The organism is Streptomyces daqingensis (assembly GCF_014645895.1).
In the GTDB taxonomy this organism is placed as follows: domain Bacteria; phylum Actinomycetota; class Actinomycetes; order Streptomycetales; family Streptomycetaceae; genus Streptomyces; species Streptomyces daqingensis.
Window position 1 is genome coordinate 520209 of sequence record NZ_BMMP01000001.1, and the last position, 17047, is coordinate 537255.

Genomic DNA, 17047 nt, shown 5'->3' on the forward strand with positions numbered 1-17047 from the left:
AGGCGCCTGCTTCCGCGTCGGACGACGGGACGTGATCCCGCGTCACCGGCGCGCTCCAGATGAAGGCCCCCTACAGCCCGGCCCCGGGGACCCCGATCGCGTGCCGGAGGCGGGTGCGGCACCCGCACCCGCCTCCGCAGCAGGCCATACGGAAGGTGAACCCGGTATGCCGGCTTACCGGTGACGCACCCAGGGAGGGTCCAAGAAAGCGTTCAGATTCTCGCCAGTCGTCTCTGTGAGGCTGATCAGGGCTTCCGGCCGCATCGCATCAAAGAAGAGTTCGGCAGCCGGCGTTGCAGCGCGTCGCGGCTTGTACTGGAACCGATGAACCGGAGTTAACGGATGTCTCAGCAGATCGTGTCGCCGGGAACTTCCCCCTGGGAACCGCAGAACCTGCGGCAGGAGGTCTCCCGGCTGGTGGGCCGGGAGCTGGGTCCGGCGGACGACGACGTCAACCTCTTCGAACTCGGCCTGCAGTCGCTGCAGTTGATGCGCCTCACGAGCCGGCTCAACCGCGCCGGTGTCCGCGCCGACTTCAAGCGCCTGGCCACGGACGCCCGTCTCTCGGCCTGGTACGAGCTGCTGCAGAGCCCTGACGGGACCGCCCCGGCCTTTGCTCCCCGCCCGGCTTCCCCGGCGCCGGCCGACAAGGGCGAGCCCTTCCCCCTCACCGCCGTGCAGCAGGCCTACTGGATCGGCCGGGGCGACGACCAGTCCCTGGGCGGCGTCGGATGCCATGCCTACCTGGAGATCGACGCGAAGGACGTCGACCCCCGCCGCCTCGAGGCGGCCGTCCGCGCTCTCCTGGAACGGCACCCCATGCTGCGGAGCCGGTTCGAGTCCGACGCGACTCAGCGCGTACTGCCCAATTCGCCCTGGCCCGGACTGACCGTGCACGACCTGCGGGACCAGTCCGCACAGTCGGTGTCCCGGGCGCTGGAAGAACTGCGCGACCGGCTCTCGCACCGCCGCCTGGACGTCGGCTCCGGCGAGGTGCTGGACCTCCGACTGACCCGGCTTCCCGGGGCACTTGACCGGCTGCACCTGAACGTCGACCTGCTCGTCGCCGACGTCCACAGCATCCGGCTGCTCCTCGCGGACCTCGCCGCCCTGTACGAGGACGCCTCGTCGCTGCCGGAGCCGACCACCTACACCTTCGGGCAGTACCTGGCCGAGCAGAGCGGGACGAGGCGTACCGAACGGGAGAACGCCCGGAGCTACTGGCAGCAGCGGCTGCCCCGACTGCCGGGCGGTCCTGCGCTGCCCCTCGCGGTCGAACCCGAGCAGGTGCGCGCCACCCGCTTCGTACGCCGCACCCACGAACTGACCCCTGCACGCTGGAAAGCGCTCCAGGAGCAGGCCGCGAAGGCCGGCGTCACGCCCGCCGTCTTCCTGGCCACGGCCTTCAGCGAAGTCCTCGCCCGCTGGAGCGGACAGGACCGGTTCCTCCTCAACCTGCCGCTGTTCGACCGCGACCTGGAAGCACACCCGCAGATCGAGCACATCGTCGCCGACTTCACGAGCCTGGTCCTGCTGGAGTGCGACCTGAACCGCGGGCGCGACACGGCCGAGCGGGCCAGGTCCGTCCAGAAGCAGCTGCACCAGGACGTGGGGCACGCCGCCTACACGGGCGTGGACGTACTGCGGGACATGGTCCGCGCGGACGGAGACGCGCCGCGCACCGCCCCCGTCGTCTTCGCCTGCAACCTCGACGCGCCACTCGTGCCCGACTCCTGCGCCGAGACCTTCGGGGAGCTGTCCTGGATGGTCTCCCAGACCCCGCAGGTCTGGCTCGACCACCAGGTCTACCGCACCCGTGAGGGAGGACTGCTGCTCGCCTGGGACGCGGTGGAGGAGCTCTTCCCCGACGGGGTGCTGGACGCGATGCTGGCCGCGTACGGAAGGTTCCTCGAAGACCTCGCCGCAGGCGACGGCCCCACGACGCCGGAGATCCCCCTGCCGGCCGGGCAGCGGCGCCGCCGCGAAACGGTCAACTCCACAGCAGGCCCCGCCACTCGTACGCTGCTGCACACCGCGTTCTTCGAGAAAGCCGCCGGCCGCGCCGCGGACCCCGCGGTGCTGTGGGACACCGACGGTCGGCTCACCCACGCCGAACTCGCCGGAAGAGCCCTGCGCATCGCGGCCGCGCTGGTCCGGCGCGGTATCGGTCCCGGCTCGTCAGTGGCCGTCACCGTGCCCAAGGGCCCGGACCAGATCGCTGCCGTGCTCGGCGTCCTGGCCGCCGGTGCCACCTACATACCCGTCGGACTGGACCAGCCCGCCGCCCGCCGCTCCCGCATCCTGCAACTCAGCGGTGCCGGCCTCCTCCTGGACGGCACCCCGGACGCGACGCCCCCCGGACCCGATGACGGGGTGCTGACCGTCAGCGAGGCCCTGCGCGAAGAGCCCCTCGACGCACCGGTCCGCGTCGACCCGGACCAGGCCGCCTACGTGATCTTCACTTCCGGGTCCACCGGAACGCCCAAGGGCGTCGAGGTGACCCACCGGGCCGCGGCCAACACCGTCGAGGACGTGAACGAGCGGTTCGGGATCGGCGCGGAGGACCGCGTACTGGCCGTCTCCGCCCTCGACTTCGACTTGTCGGTGTGGGACGTCTTCGGCCCCCTGGCAGAAGGCGGCGCTCTGGTCCTGGTCGACGAGTCCGACCGGCGTGACGCGAAGCGGTGGCTTGCCCTGTGCGCCCGGCACGGAGTGACGGTGTGGAACAGCGTGCCGGCCCTGATGGACATGCTGCTGACCGCCGCGGACCGGGCGGAACTGCCGCCTTCGCTGCGGCTGGCCTTGCTCTCGGGCGACTGGATCGGTCTCGACCTGCCCGCACGGCTGTCCGCCGCGTCAGGCAGGCGGTGCCGGCTCGTGGGCCTCGGCGGCGCCACCGAGGCGGCCATCTGGTCCAACTGCCACGAGGTCGACGGAGTGCCCGAGCAGTGGCGGTCCATCCCGTACGGGAAACCCCTGCGCAACCAGAAGTTCCGCGTCGTGGACGGCCGCGGCAGGGACTGTCCCGACTGGGTTCCCGGGGAGCTGTGGATCGGCGGCGCCGGTGTCGCCCGGGGCTACCGCGGCGACGAGGAGCTGACGGCGGAGCGCTTCCCCGAGGTGGACGGCGAACGCTGGTACCGGACCGGTGATCTCGGCCGCTACTGGCCCGACGGGAACCTGGAGTTCCTGGGCCGCGCCGACCATCAGGTGAAGATCAACGGCTTCCGTGTGGAACTCGGCGAGATCGAGGCCGGCCTCCAGGCCTGCCCCGAAGTCGCCGCCGCCGTAGCCGTCACCGTGGGAGACCGCCGCCGCGAGGTGGTGGCCGCCGTCGTCGAGCGCGCCCCCCGGCATGAGGACCCCGGCATCCGGGCGGCGGACGAACTCTCCCCACACGGCACTCCGTCACCCACCGATGTGCCCGGACCGCATGAGGACGACCTCGAACTCCACCTCGTCGAGACCCTCCTGGCCGACCTGGTAGCCCCTGCCGTGGCCTCCGGCGCGGACCCGGTCCTGAGCCTCGCCGTCACCGCGGAGCAACGCCCCGTCCTGGACGCCTGGCTGGATTACCTCACGCGGCACGAAGTGGTGCGGCGCGACGGCCGGACCGTCCTGCCGGGGCGCCGCTGGTCACAGGTGCGTGACCCGGAACGGGCGGAGCGGCTGCGAGAAGAAGCACACGGCACACATCTGGAGCAGGTGGCCTCCGCGCTGCGGGGAGCGGGCCCCCTGTTCGCGGCGCTGCTCGCCGGCGAGGCCCGCGCCTCCGTGCTGCTGGAAGACCCGGTCCTCTCCCCGGAGGGACTCGGCGACGCGATGCCGGGAAGCAGGGAGTGCCTGACCGCCGTCGCCGACGAGCTGAGAGTCCTCGCCGCGGACGGTCCCCCTGCCGTCGCCGACTGGGACGGGGGGAGCGGGCTGGGCGCCGTCCGGCTCCTCGCCGCACTCGACCCCGGCGCCGTCGACTACACGCTGTTCAGCTCGTCAGGCGCGCTGCTGTCCGCAGCCGACGCAAGGCTGGCGGGTTCCGGACACCGGGTGCGTACGGTCCGGCAGGGCACTTCGGCCGTCCATGCCGGTTACCTGCACGCGTTCGACGCGGTGGTGGCCAACAACGTGCTGCACCGGATGCCCTCTCCCCAGGCCGCCGCAGCGACCATGGCGTTGCTGCTCAGACCGGGAGGCCGACTCCACATGCTGGAGAACACCAGGCTCTCTCCCCTCGCCGTTCTCGTCGCCCTTCCCCTCGACGCGCAGGCCGGCCGGCTCCGAACCGGGCCGAGCTCCTGGCTGCGGGACGGCCCGCAGTGGGTCCGGGCATGCGCCGCGGCCGGCCTCGTCGACGCACGCGTGGCGCGTACCGGAACCGGGGGAGAGGTTCTCGTGACAGCGCGACGGCAGCCCGACGCCCGCGGCATCGACCCGGAGCAACTCCTCCGCCAGGCCGCGGACCGGCTGCCCGGACACATGATCCCCACCAGCGTCGCGGCCCTGCCGGCACTGCCGCTGAGCAGCAACGGCAAGGTCGACCGGCAGCGCGTCCAGAGTGTGCTGGCCTCGATGGCCTCCCGCCACCGCGAGGAGGCGGAGCCGCCCCGTGGCGCCGTGGAGAAGTCCGTCGCCGAGCTGTGGGTCCGTCTGATGAGCCTGAGCACGGTCGGCCGTGACGAGAACTTCTTCACCCTGGGCGGCGACAGCCTCCTCGCCACCCGCCTGGTGACGGAGATCCACACGACGCTCGGCGTCGAGCTGCCCATGCGCGACGTGATGCGGGCTCCGACCGTCGCCGGCATGAGCGCGCTGATCGAGGAACGTCAGACGGTGGAGGAGGGCACAGCCGGGGCTGCGGCCGGCGACTTCGAGGAAGGTGTCCTGTGAACGCCGGCCAGCTGATCGAGGAGTTCGAGAGAGCCGGAATCCAGCTGTGGCGTGACGGGGAGGGGCTGCGCTTCCGCGCGCCCCGCGGCGTCATGACCGACGAACGCCTCGCGGTCCTGCGCAGCCGCAAGGAGGAGCTGCTGGCCCACGTACCCGACGGGGCCTCACCTGACGGGACGTCCTCCCGCGGGCCGGACGCGCGGGAGGAGCTGTGGCAGCCCGAACCGCAGGACAGACACGAGCCGTTCCCGCTGACGGACATCCAGTCCGCGTACCTGCTCGGCCGTGACGAGGCCTTCGACTACGGCGGTGTCTCCTGCCACATCTATCTCGAGTTCGAGCGCCCCGCCGGACTCGATCCCCAGCGCCTGCAGGAGGCCTGGGACGGTCTGGTGGAACGCCACGACATGCTCCGTTCCGTCATCTGCCCGGACGGCACCCAGCGCATCGCGCCGGCGCTGGACGACACCCGCATCTCCGTCACCGACCTGCGGAACGAGACCGCCGAGGCCGCGGACGGCGCCCTGGCCGCCGTCCGCGAGGAGCTGTCCCACCGGGTGCACCCCGCCGGTGAACGTCCCATGTACGAGCTGAGGCTGACGCGCGCGCCGGACCACAGCCGGCTCCATCTGTCCATGGATTTCATGGTGCTGGACTGGATCAGCATCCAGCTGCTGCTGACGGAACTCGACCTCCGCTACGCCCAGCCCGACTGGCCGCTGCCGCCGGTGGAGGCCACCTTCCGGGACTACGTCGCCGCTGAGCAGCGGCTGCGTGAGACCGAGCGCTACGAGCGCGACCGGGCGTACTGGTGGAGCCGCGTCGACGACCTGCCCGCCGCTCCGGCGCTCCCGCTGGCCGACGGCCACGACCCGTCCCGGGCGACGCCCCGCTTCCGCCGTCTGGGCACCTCCTTGAGCACGGAGGACTGGCAGATGCTGCGGGCCCGGGCGGCCGACCACGGAGTCACCCCGGCCAACGCCGTACTGGCCGCGTACGCGGAGACCATCGGCCGGTGGAGCGCCGACGAGCGGTTCTGCCTGGGGCTGACCGTCCTCAACCGCCTGCCGCTGCACCCGCATGTCGCCCGGATGCTGGGCGACTTCACGTCTGTCAGCCTTCTCTCCGTCGACCACTCGTCCCGGGCGGCCTTCGCCGGGCGGGCCCGGAGTATGGGCGAACAGCTCTTCGAGGATCTGGACCACCGGCTGTGCAGCGGTGTGCGGGTGCTGCGCGAGCTCGCCCGGCGCCGCGGACGGGAAGCCGCTCTGATGCCGGTGGTCTTCACCGGCGGAATCGGTGTCGTGGGCGAGGCGCTGAAGGACGCCGCCCCGCACCTGCGGCCGGTGTACGGCATCAGCCAGACACCGCAGGTGTGGATCGACTGCCAGGCCACCGACCAGTTCGGCGGCCTGGAGGTCAACTGGGACGTGCGGGAAGGGATCTTCCCCGAGGGCATGGTGGACGAAATGTTCGCCGCCTTCTCGCGGCTCCTGCACCGCCTGGCAGAGCGGGACGCCCCCTGGCGTGAGGCCGATCCGCTGGGCCTGCCGGAGCGGCAGGCCGCCCGCAGGGAGACCGTCAACGCCACCGCCGCCGCGGAGCCGGGCGGCCTGCTGCACGCGCCGCTGGTCGAGTACGCGCGCGGATGTCCCGACCGGACCGCGGTGGTCGACGCCGGCGGGTCGATGACCTACGGGGAGTGGCTGGGGCGCGCCGCCCGGGTCGCCGGGGAGCTGCGCGACGCGGGATGCCGTCCCGGAGACCTCGTCGCCGTCCTCATGGACAAGAGCCGGGAGCAGGCGGTCGGCGTACTGGGCGTCCTGCTCGCGGGAGCGGTGTACGTCCCCGTCGACACGGGCCAGCCGCACGTCCGCAGGGACCGCATCCTCACCGGGTGCGGTGCGCGTTACGCGGTCTACTCCGACCCCGGCCCGGCAGAGGAACTGCCCGCCGGGATACGGACGGTGAACGTGACCGGCGGCGAGGTACTCGCACCGGAGGAGTGGCCCCGGCCCGTGTCGGCTCCGGACGACCTCGCCTACGTGATCCACACGTCCGGATCGACCGGTGAACCCAAGGGCGTGATGATCAGCCACCGGGCCGCCGCGAACACCGTGCACGACATCGACCAGCGCTTCGCGGTCACGTCCGACGACCGGGTCTTCGGCCTTGCCTCCCTGGCCTTCGACCTGTCCGTCTACGACCTGTTCGGGCCGCCCTCCCTCGGTGCCGTTCTGGTGCTGCCCGACCCCGCGCGCCGCGGCGACCCCTCACACTGGGCGGACCTGACGGAGCGCCACGGCGTCACGCTGTGGAACTCCGTCCCGGCCCAGCTGCAGATGCTCCTCCACTACCTGGACACCGAGCCCCGCTCGCTGCCCCGGTTGCGGCTCGCTCTGCTGTCGGGAGACTGGATTCCGCTGGCGCTGCCCGGCCACGCGCAGCGGCAGCTGCCAGGGGCCGAACTGGTCAGCCTGGGCGGGGCGACCGAGGCGGCGATCTGGTCGATCCACCACCCCATCCGTGGCGTCGAGCCGCAGTGGCACAGCATTCCCTACGGCGTTCCCCTCGCGAACCAGCGCTTTCACGTGCTGGACGGCGCCATGCGGGACCGCCCGGAGCTGGTCGCCGGCGAGCTCTACATCGCGGGCACCGGACTGGCGGACGGATATCTCGGCGATCCAGAGCGCACCGCTGAACGATTTCCGCACCACCCCGCCACCGGAGAACGCCTCTACCGCACCGGTGATCTCGGACGTTATCTGCCGGACGGCGAGATCGAGTTCCTCGGCCGCACCGACCAGCAGGTCAAGATCCGTGGGCACCGCGTCGAGCTCGGCGAGATCGACGCAGTCCTCGGCGAGCACCCGGCGGTCGGCTCCAGCGCGGTGCTCGTGGAGGGCACCGACGCGATCGAGCGCTCCCTCGTCGCCTTCGTGGAACCGGCGGTACGTACGGAGCCGGCGCAGCCCGCAGTGGCCGAGGCCGTGCGGGAGTGCGTCCCGCCGCCCCCGGCCCACGCCCCCGACGCCGAGTCCGTCACCGCCTACGTCCGCCACCTGGACCGCGCGTTCCTGCTGTCGATGGCCGGGACCGTCGCCGCTTCCGGAATCTTCGCGGGGGAGGGCGCGGGCTGTTCCGAGGAGGAGCTGGCCGGCCGGCTCGGCGTGCACGGACGGCACCGAGGGCTGCTGCACCGCTGGCTCGTCGCCCTGGAGAAGGCCGGATACGTCAGGCACGAGGCCGCGGCAGGCACCTGGCACGGAACCGAGCGGCCCGGGAAGCCGGCGACCGACCGGGCATGGGACGAGCTCGCCGCGCACACGCATGACGAGGTCTGCCCGCCCGCGCTGCGCGCGTACTTCCGGGCCCACGCCGACGCGCTGCCCGCCCTGCTGCGCGGGGAGCGGGAAGAGGTGGAGCTGTTCTTCCCCGGCGGCAGCCAGGAGATCGCCCGTTCCTGGTACGTCGACAACCTGCCCGCCCAGCACCTGCTCAGCACTCTCGCGGCCGCCGTACGGAGCGCGGCCGGCGGAGTGCGGGGGAGGCCGTTGCGGGTTCTCGAGGTGGGAGCCGGCATCGGGGCGGCCACCGGGCCGGTCCTCGACGCGCTGGCGGACCAGCCGGTGCAGTACCTGTTCACTGACGTGTCGGAGTACTTCCTCACCGATGCGAGGCAGAGTTTCGGAGCGCGGCCCGGTATGCGCTTCGGCCTGTTCGACATGAACCGGGATCCGCGCGACCAGGGCATGCTGCCGAACTCCTTCGACATCGTGCTGAGCGCGGGAGCACTCAACAACGCCCGCGACACCCCGCTCGTACTCGACCGGCTGCGCAGCCTGCTCGCTCCCCGGGGGTGGCTCTGCCTGCTGGAGATGACACGGGAACACCCGGAGATCACCGCGACCCAGGCGTTCATGATGGAGGAGCCGGAAGACCTCCGAAGCGAGTCGGGAAGCCTCTTCGTCGACGAGGACGGGTGGCGCGAACTGCTCACCCGGGCGGGAGCCGGTCACGTGCTGACACTCCCGGGTCCGGACGACCCGTTCGCGGTGCTCGGGCAGCGAGTGATCGCCGCCTCCTTCAAGCAGGACCGTGCCGTGGTCGATGCCGAGGAGGTCGTCGGATGGGCCGCCCAGCGGCTGCCGGCCCACATGGTCCCCGCACACGTCCAGGTCGTCGACGAGATGCCGTTGACCTCCAACGGCAAGGTCGACCGCAAGCAGCTCCTCGACTGGGCGCCACGGCGCGGTGAGCGTGCAGCCGCGGAGGAGGCCGAGCCGCCGCGGCCCGGCCTGGAGCAGCAAGTGGCCCGGCTCTGGGCGGGACTGCTCGGCGGCGGCCTTCCCTCCCGCGAACAGGGGTTCTTCGACGCCGGCGGTGATTCGCTGCTGGCGGCGCGTCTGGTGGGGCAGCTGCGCGAACACCTGCCCGAGGCGGCGGACGTCACGTTCGACGTCCTGCTCCGCGCGCTTCTGCACACCCCGACCGTCGCCGGGCTCGCGGCGCTGCTGGCAGCCCCGCACGGGCCCGTTACCCCCGGAGAGGGGCGTCGCAGCGCGTCGGCCCGCGGGCGGGGCGCGCTGGTCGATCTCGGCGGTACGGGGACGGGGCCGGTACGGCTGCTGGTGCACGAAGGTCTGGGCACCCTGGCGCCGTACCGTCCGCTGATCGGGGAGCTGACGGCCGCCGGTCCCGTGGTGGGACTCGCCGTGGAGGACAGCGACCGCTACCTCGAACTCCCCGCGCCTCGGCTCGTGGAGGATCTGGCCGCGGACTATGCCCGAGAGGTTCTCGCTGCCGGGCACCGCGAGGTGGAGGTGGTGGGCTACTGCTCCGGCGGTCTGGTCGCGGCCGAACTGGCCCGCGCACTCGACGAGGGCGGAGCCGAGGTCCAAGGGCTGACCGTGGTCTCCAGCTACCGCATCCCCTACCTGCTGCACGACGAGCTCTTGGTCGACTACGCCTTCGCCCGTGTCATGGGCGCGGAACTGCGGTCCCTGGGCTGGCCCGCCGACGAAGAAGACATGGGCTACGCCCTGGCTGCGGCCCTCGAACGGTCCCCCAAGGGGCTGGAGCCCGGTGCCTTCGCCGTGCTGGACGGAGACGACCGGCTGCGAGCCGTCGCCGAGAGCTTCCGCCTGCTGGGGGAGCAACCCTCCGAGAAGCGCCGGGACGCACTGCGGCAGGCGCTGGCGCAGACCGCGTCGGGACTGGACAGCGCCGGGCAAGTGACCGCGCTGCACCGCGTGTTCGAACATACGGTCCAGGCGGTCACGCACTACGACCCCATGCCTTACGCGGGTGACATCACCTTCCTGCGACCCCTGGAGCCCACACACTTCATCCCCGGCTTCCAGGACGACATGACGCGCTTCTGGCGCGAACTGTGCCTCGGCGAACTCACAGTCCGCGACGTCCCCGGCGACCACTTCACCTGCATCCAGGCCCCGCACGTACGGCGGACCGCCGCGATGATCACGGCGAACACGGGAGCAGGCCGGTGAGCGGTGGTCAACGCGCCCCGGTGAACGTGGTGGTCTGCGGCACCCGCTTCGGGCAGGTCTACCTCTCGGCACTGGCCGGCTGCCCACAGCGGTACCGCCTCGCGGGCATCGTCGCCCGTGGCAGCGCCCGGTCCGTCGCCCTCGCCGCGGAGTACGGCGTCCCGCTGTACCACTCCGCCGGCCAGTTGCCGGACGACGTCGACGCCGCTGTCGTGGCGGTCTCCAGCTCCGTCGGCGGCGGCCAGGGAGCCGAACTGGCACGGTCGCTCATGGAACGCGGAGTGCACGTGCTGCAGGAACACCCGGTCCACCAGAAGGAACTGGCGGACTGCCTGCGCACCGCCCGCAGTACCGGGACGCAGTATCTGCTCGACACCTTCTACCCGCACCTGGCACCCGTGCGGCGCTTCATCGACGCCGCACGGCGGCTGACAGCGCTGCGAACCCCCGTGTTCGTCGACGCGATGTGCGCCGTCCAGGTCTCCTTCGACCTCCTGGACATCCTCGCGGAGATCTTCGGCGGACTGCGTCCCTGGTCGCTGGCCGAGCCAGCCGCAGCGACGGGCCGCCCCCTCGCCAGTGTCGACGCGACCGTAGCGGGCGTTCCGCTCACCCTTCGGGTGGAGAACCGGATGGAACCCGGCGACGACAGCTCCAGCCTCTTCCTCCACCGCATCACCGTCGGAACCGATGCGGGGAACCTGACTCTGGTCAACACCCACGGCCCGGTGGTCTGGAGCCCGGTGCTGCGCGTGGAGCAGGACGCAGACGGACGTCTCGTCACCGGCTCCGGCGACGGCGGCCCCGAGGTGCTCGGACCAGCGGAGGGGCCGTCATGGACGGAGGTGCTCGCCTCCGTGTGGCCACAGGGCGTTCTGCGCGCTCTGGACGAGCTGTGCGCTCGCATCGAGGCGGGCGGTGACCCGCTGCGCGGAGCCCAGCGGCATCTGGCGGTGGCGCGCATCTGGCAGCAACTCACGGAGACGCTCGGCTACCCCCAGGCGGCCGGCCCTCGGCCCGGCCCTCCGATCACGGCCGCCGATCTCCTTCCGGACACCCGGCGGTGAGCCGCGCCGCCACGTAACCATGGCCCCCGCCCGCACGGGCCCCCGTAACCGGGTGACATGGGTGCCTACTTTCTGTAAAGTTACTGTACGCGTACAGTAACGCCCCTGACGGTTGGAGGAGCGGTGAATCAGGCGCGACCGAACAGAGAGCGAGGGCTCCTCGCGCGGCCCCCGGCGCTCACGGTCCCATCGGTCGTGCCGCGTGTGACCGGGACGTCGTCCGGACTCCGCTCCGGCAGGGGCGCCGCACCCCGCCGCTCTTCACCGGCCGGGGCCGGTCGCCCGCCGGCAGCGGGCACTTCGCCGGCCGGCTGCCCGTCAGCCGACGGCCAGGGAGCCCCGGCGAAGGAGGGGCGGCAGTGACCACCGAAGAGGACTTCATATACCGGGGCGGCGCCCGCGCCGCGTTCGCCGGAACCGCCAGAGGGAACCCCCTCACCGAGGTGCTGTGGCCCTACCGGATCCGCCTGAGCGCCGTCCTTCTGCTGAAGACCATCAGCGCCCTCGGCGGTCTCGCTCCCCTCATCGCCGTCGTGGAGCTGGGCCGGGCCCTGCTCTCGCCCGAACCGGTGGAGGAAAGCCATGTTTGGACCGTCGTCGCCGTCGGCGCCGGGGGCCTGCTCGTCCGTGTGCTCTTCGAGAGCCTCTCCTCGGGCCTCGGGCATCTCTTCGACGGCGAACTCCAGCTCTCACTACGGCGCTTGCTAGGCGAGCGCCTGGGCCGAGTTCCCCTCGGCTGGTACGCGAGACGGGACTCCGGCGAACTCGGCCAGGTCGTGCAGAAGGACGTGGCCGCACTGCACCCGCTGACCGCGCGCACCCCGGGGGAGATCACCTCAGCGGTCGTCGTACCGCTGATGTCCCTGGTCTACCTCTTCGCCGTCAACGTGTGGCTCACCCTGATCGCACTGATTCCGGTCCTGCTGGGTCTCGCGCTGAACCTCAAACTCATGTCGGACACCCGGCGAAGTGACCGACTGGCCCTCGACGAGGCCATGGGCCGGATCGCCCGGTCCGCCGTCGAGTTCGTCCAGGGCATCTCCGTGATGAAGACCTTCGGCGCGTCGGGCCGTGCGCACCGCGCCTTCACCAAGGCCGCGGACGACTTCGCCGACTACTTCACCGGCTGGGTGCTGGGTGTGGCGGGCCTGGGCGCCCTGGCCTCCCTGGTGCTCTCCCCGCTCTTCGTGCTGGTCCTCCTCCTCACCGGCGGCACCGCCCTGATCACCTCCGGCACCGCGCCGGCATCGGACCTGCTGCCCTTCCTGCTGCTGGCTCTCGCGCTGACCGCCCCGGTCGCCGCCCTGTGCCACGGCTTCGACGACGTGCGGGCGGCCCGGACGGCTGCCGGCCGCATCCGCGCTCTCCTCGAAGCGCCCCCGCTGCCGGAACCGGCCCGGCCCCTGCCCCCGCGCGGCAGCCAAGTCGAGCTGCGCGACGTCCACTTCTCCTACGAGCCCGGACACGAGGTCCTGCGCGGCATCAGCCTCAAACTCCCACCAGGCACGGTCACGGCGCTGGTGGGCCCGTCGGGAAGCGGCAAATCCACCCTCGCCCAGCTGGTGCCGCGGTTCTGCGACCCGACACACGGAAGCGTCCTGCTCGGAGGGGTCGACCTGCGGGACATCGCCACCCGGGACCTCTACCGCCGGGTCTCCTTCGTCTTCCAGGACGTCAGACTCCTGCGCGCCAGCGTCGCTGAGAACATCGCTCTGGCGGTCCCCCACGCCGGCCGGGACGACATCGTCCGCGCCGCGCGTCGCGCCCGGATCCATGACCGGATCCTCCAACTGCCCCGTGGCTACGACTCCGTCATAGGTGAGGACGTCACCTTCTCCGAAGGCGAGGCCCAGCGCGTCTCCATCGCCCGGGCCCTGCTGATCGAGGCCCCGGTGGTGGTGCTCGACGAAGCCACCGCCTTCGCCGACCCCCGCAGGGAACACGAGGTACGACGGGCTCTGGACACACTCCGGGAGAACCGGACCCAACTGGTCATCGCCCACCGCCTGGAGACCATCGCGGAGGCAGACACCGTTGTCGTCCTGGACGACGGAGCCGTGTCGGAGATCGGCACGCCCGCTGAACTCCTGGCGGCGGACGGGCAGTTCGCCGCGATATGGCAGTCCCAGCTGGGCATGCCCGACGCCGCCTCGCACGATCGCGACACGATCGCACGAGGAGGCGAGTGACGTTGATCCGCCTGCTCCTGCGCGTCCTCGGCGGCGAGCACGCCGCCCGGCTGCGCCGCACGCTCGCTCTGATGACCGCGGCCGCGGTGGCGGAAGGCCTCTCCTACGCGCTGCTGGTCCCCGTGCTCACCACCGTCTTCGGGGGCGAACCCGCCGACGCCTGGCCCTGGCTGGGTGCCTTCGTGGCAGCCGCGGCCGTCACAGCCGTCCTGCGCTACCGCTCGGACGTCTCCGGCTTCCGGGCCGCATCCGTGCTCTCCCGCGGCCTCCACCACAGGCTCGGCGACCATCTGGCCCGGCTGCCGCTGGGCTGGTACACCCCCCGCCGTATCGGGGAGGTCTCCGTACTCGCCGGCCGCACTGTGCTGCAGGCCATGGCAGTCCCGGCCCACCGCCTCCAGCCGCTCATCGGGGCCTGCGTCACCCCGCTCACCGTGGCCGCCGTGCTCTTCTTCCACGACTGGCGGATGGGCCTCGCGGCCTTTGCGGCCGTACCGGTCGTCGCGGCCGCTCTGGCCTGGACCGGCCGGGCCACCGCGGCACAGGACGCCGAGCGCGCACGGCGCGACGAGGAGGCGGCCGGACGGGTCCTCGAGTACTTGCGGGCCCAGCCCGCGCTGCGGGTGGGGGGCCGGACGGCGGACGGATTGAGACAGATGGAGGACGCGCTGGAGGGGCAGCGGCTCGGCCTGCGGCGTTCCAGCCTGTCGGCACTGCCCGGAGTCCTGGGCCTGTCGTTCAGCGTGCAGGCCGTCTTCACCGCCCTGCTGGTGCTCGGAGCCGCCTCGGCGCTGGGCGGACGGACCGGGCCGGCCGAGGTGCTGGCTCTGCTGGTCCTCGCCGCGCGCTGCGTGGACCCGCTGCTGTCGCTGTCCGACCTCACTGGCCGACTGCGGTCCACCCGGGGCGAGTTGCAGCGCCTTGAGGACGTTCTGCGGGAGAACCCTCTGCCTGAAGCCGACGAGCCGGTGGAGCCCCGCGGCAACGATCTCGCCCTGAACGCGGTCACCTTCCGCAGAGACGGCCGTACCGTCCTCGACCAGCTCTCTCTGACCGTCCCCGATGCCACACGCCTCGCGGTCGTAGGGCCCCCGGGCTCGGGCAAGACCACCCTGCTCCAGCTCATGGCGAGGTTCCACGACGTGGATGCCGGCGCTGTGCGCGTCGGCGGCGTGGACGTGCGGGACATCGAGACCGAGAAGCTGATGAGCCGCATCTCCGCCGTCTTCCAGGACGCCTACCTCTTCGACGGCACCATCGAGGAGAACGTACGTCTCGGCAGGCCCGACGCCGACGACGCCGACGTCCGGGCCGCCGCGGCAGCCGCACAACTCGAGGAGACCGTCGCCCGCCTCCCTGACGGCTGGTCGGCCAGGGTGGGGGAGGGCGGCGCGGTGCTCTCCGGCGGGGAGCGCCAGCGCGTCTCCATCGCACGGGCACTGCTGAAGGACGCTCCCATCGTGCTTCTGGAGGAGGCGACGTCCGCCCTGGACGCGGAGAACGAACGCGCCGTCCAGAACGCCCTCGACCGCCTGCTGCGGGGACGGACCGTGGTCGTGGTCGCCCACCGGCTGCGCACCGCCCAGCAGGCGGACTCCATCGCCTTCCTGGACGGCGGCCACGTCGTCGAACAGGGAACGCACGAGGAACTGCTGCACCGGAAGGGGCGTTACGCCCAGTTCCGGCAGCTGTCCCTGGCATCCGTACCGAGTGAGTGAGGCAGAGATGTCCCCTGAACCTCTGATACGGCCGCAGACGGGGAGCGCGATCCGCCGTCCGGCGCCCCGCGCGTACGCACGCGCCCGCGTCCTGTGCTTCCCGCACGCCGGCGGCACCGCGGGCTACTACCGCAGGTGGGCCGTGGAAGCGCCCTGGAACGTGGAGTTCGCGGTGGTCCAGTATCCGGGCCGCGAGGACCGGTACCACGAGCCGGCCCACACGGACATGGCCGAACTGTCCGGCCGGATCACCGACGACATCCTGGCCGGCCGGCAGGACGCAGCACCGCTGCCGACCGTGCTTTTCGGCCACAGCATGGGCGCGGCCGTGGCCTGGGAAGTCGCCCGCGGCCTGACTGCCGCCGGCCGGGAGCCCGCTGCCCTGGTCGTCTCCGGCCGCCCCGCGCCCGCACTGTCACGCCCGGGCACAGTGCACCTCGGAAGCGACGACGAACTCGTGGCCGACATGCGCCGTCTCGGCGGCACGAGCAGCGGCATCCTGGACGACGAGTCGCTGATGGCTGCCGTACTGCCCACCGTCCGCCGTGACTATCAGCTCATCGAGACCTACCGGCCGCTCCCCGGTGTGCCGTTGCGCTGCCCGGTCACCGTCCTGTACGGGGACCAGGACCCGGAGATCGACGAGCCGGAGGCCGAGGCTTGGGACGAGGCCACGGAGGGTCCCTGCCGGTTGCATGTCCTCCCGGGAGACCACTTCTATCTCGAGGAGCACCGCAAAGAGGTCCTCGGACTCGTCGTGGCCGAGGGGCGCCGTGCCGCGGCCGCCACGGCAGAGGCACGGACGTCCATGCCGTGAGTCCGCATGGACGCGCCCCAGGGGGTGGAGCGTCGCGGCCGGCCGCTCCGGGGCGCGGCCGGCCCGTGGCCTCCGGGCCCACACCCCGTCAGACGCGGGCCAGCAACCCGTCGACAAGCGCTTCGAGGCTCTGACGGTGTGTATCGCGACGGGTCAGTTCCGGCCACTGGCCGGCCAGGGACGACAGCCGGGGGTAGGCGTCCGGCGACAGGGTGGCGAAAGTCTGGTCGCGGTGCGAGGGCCGCGAGGCTTCGGCAGTCCGGCGTTCCCGGCTCACTCGTATCAGCAACTCGCCCGCGGTGTAGTACCAGATGGCGCGGTAGGCGTCGACGGCCCCTTCGGGGCTGAGGCCGCATTCGACGGCGGAGTCGACGATGGCCTCGACGATCCACAGCGCGGACTTGGCCATGAGGTCGTCCGAGGCGAGGACCTCGACGATCCAGGGGCAGCCGGCGAGTACGTCGTGCAGCAACTGGCCCGCGGTGATCATCCGGTCACGCGGGTCCTCGGGCAACGCCGGGCGGGGGATCGTCCTGGCGTGCTCCTCCAGCAGGAGCAGCAGTAAGTCGTCCTTGTCGCGCACGTGGTGGTAGAGCGCCATAGGCGTGCTGTCGAGCTCTCGGGCCAGACGTCTCATCGACAGACCACGTGTACCTTCGGCCGCCAGCAGATCCTGGGCAGCGAAGATGATCGTCTCCTGCGAGAGCCGGGGCGGGCGGCCGGTTCGCCCGGTGTGCTTCGGTCCAGAGTGCATCGGTCGATCTTCCTCCACGGATCGCGACCGCTACCGCGGCCCAGCACGGTGCGGGGAACGTGGCCCTGTGAACGTCCCCTGCCCTGGGAGTGCTTCGGAAGCCGCCCG

At 71.9% G+C, this 17047-nt stretch carries 7 protein-coding genes; 6 read left to right on the top strand and 1 reads right to left on the bottom strand.

The window, feature by feature from the left end:
- Positions 1–342: 342 nt before the first annotated feature.
- From IEY56_RS02275 to IEY56_RS02300, 6 genes are all read left to right on the top strand, one after another.
- Positions 343–4884 (top strand): non-ribosomal peptide synthetase, encoded by a 4542-nt coding sequence (locus IEY56_RS02275; protein WP_189035315.1) that lies wholly within the window; start codon positions 343–345, stop codon positions 4882–4884.
- Entirely contained in the window at positions 4881–10394 is a 5514-nt protein-coding gene (locus tag IEY56_RS02280; protein WP_229711481.1) for a non-ribosomal peptide synthetase, read from the top strand. Before IEY56_RS02275 ends, IEY56_RS02280 begins: the two co-directional genes overlap by 4 nt.
- Positions 10391–11461, top strand: a complete 1071-nt coding sequence (locus IEY56_RS02285) for a Gfo/Idh/MocA family oxidoreductase (RefSeq protein ID WP_189035316.1) — start codon at positions 10391–10393, stop codon at positions 11459–11461. Before IEY56_RS02280 ends, IEY56_RS02285 begins: the two co-directional genes overlap by 4 nt.
- Before the next feature lie 359 nt (positions 11462–11820).
- Positions 11821–13650 (top strand): ABC transporter ATP-binding protein, encoded by a 1830-nt coding sequence (locus tag IEY56_RS02290; RefSeq protein ID WP_229711483.1) that lies wholly within the window; start codon positions 11821–11823, stop codon positions 13648–13650.
- Positions 13651–13652: 2 nt separating this feature from the next.
- A complete protein-coding gene (locus tag IEY56_RS02295; RefSeq protein WP_189035375.1) occupies positions 13653–15368 on the top strand; it encodes an ABC transporter ATP-binding protein in 1716 nt (571 codons plus the stop codon).
- A gap of 7 nt (positions 15369–15375) precedes the next feature.
- Complete coding sequence (locus IEY56_RS02300) at positions 15376–16185, top strand: thioesterase II family protein (protein ID WP_189035317.1); 810 nt, start codon at positions 15376–15378, stop codon at positions 16183–16185.
- 88 nt (positions 16186–16273) lie between these two features.
- On the opposite strand, the gene IEY56_RS02305 is transcribed toward IEY56_RS02300, so the two are convergent.
- A complete protein-coding gene (locus IEY56_RS02305) occupies positions 16274–16939 on the bottom strand; it encodes a TetR/AcrR family transcriptional regulator (protein ID WP_189035318.1) in 666 nt (221 codons plus the stop codon).
- Positions 16940–17047: the final 108 nt, after the last annotated feature.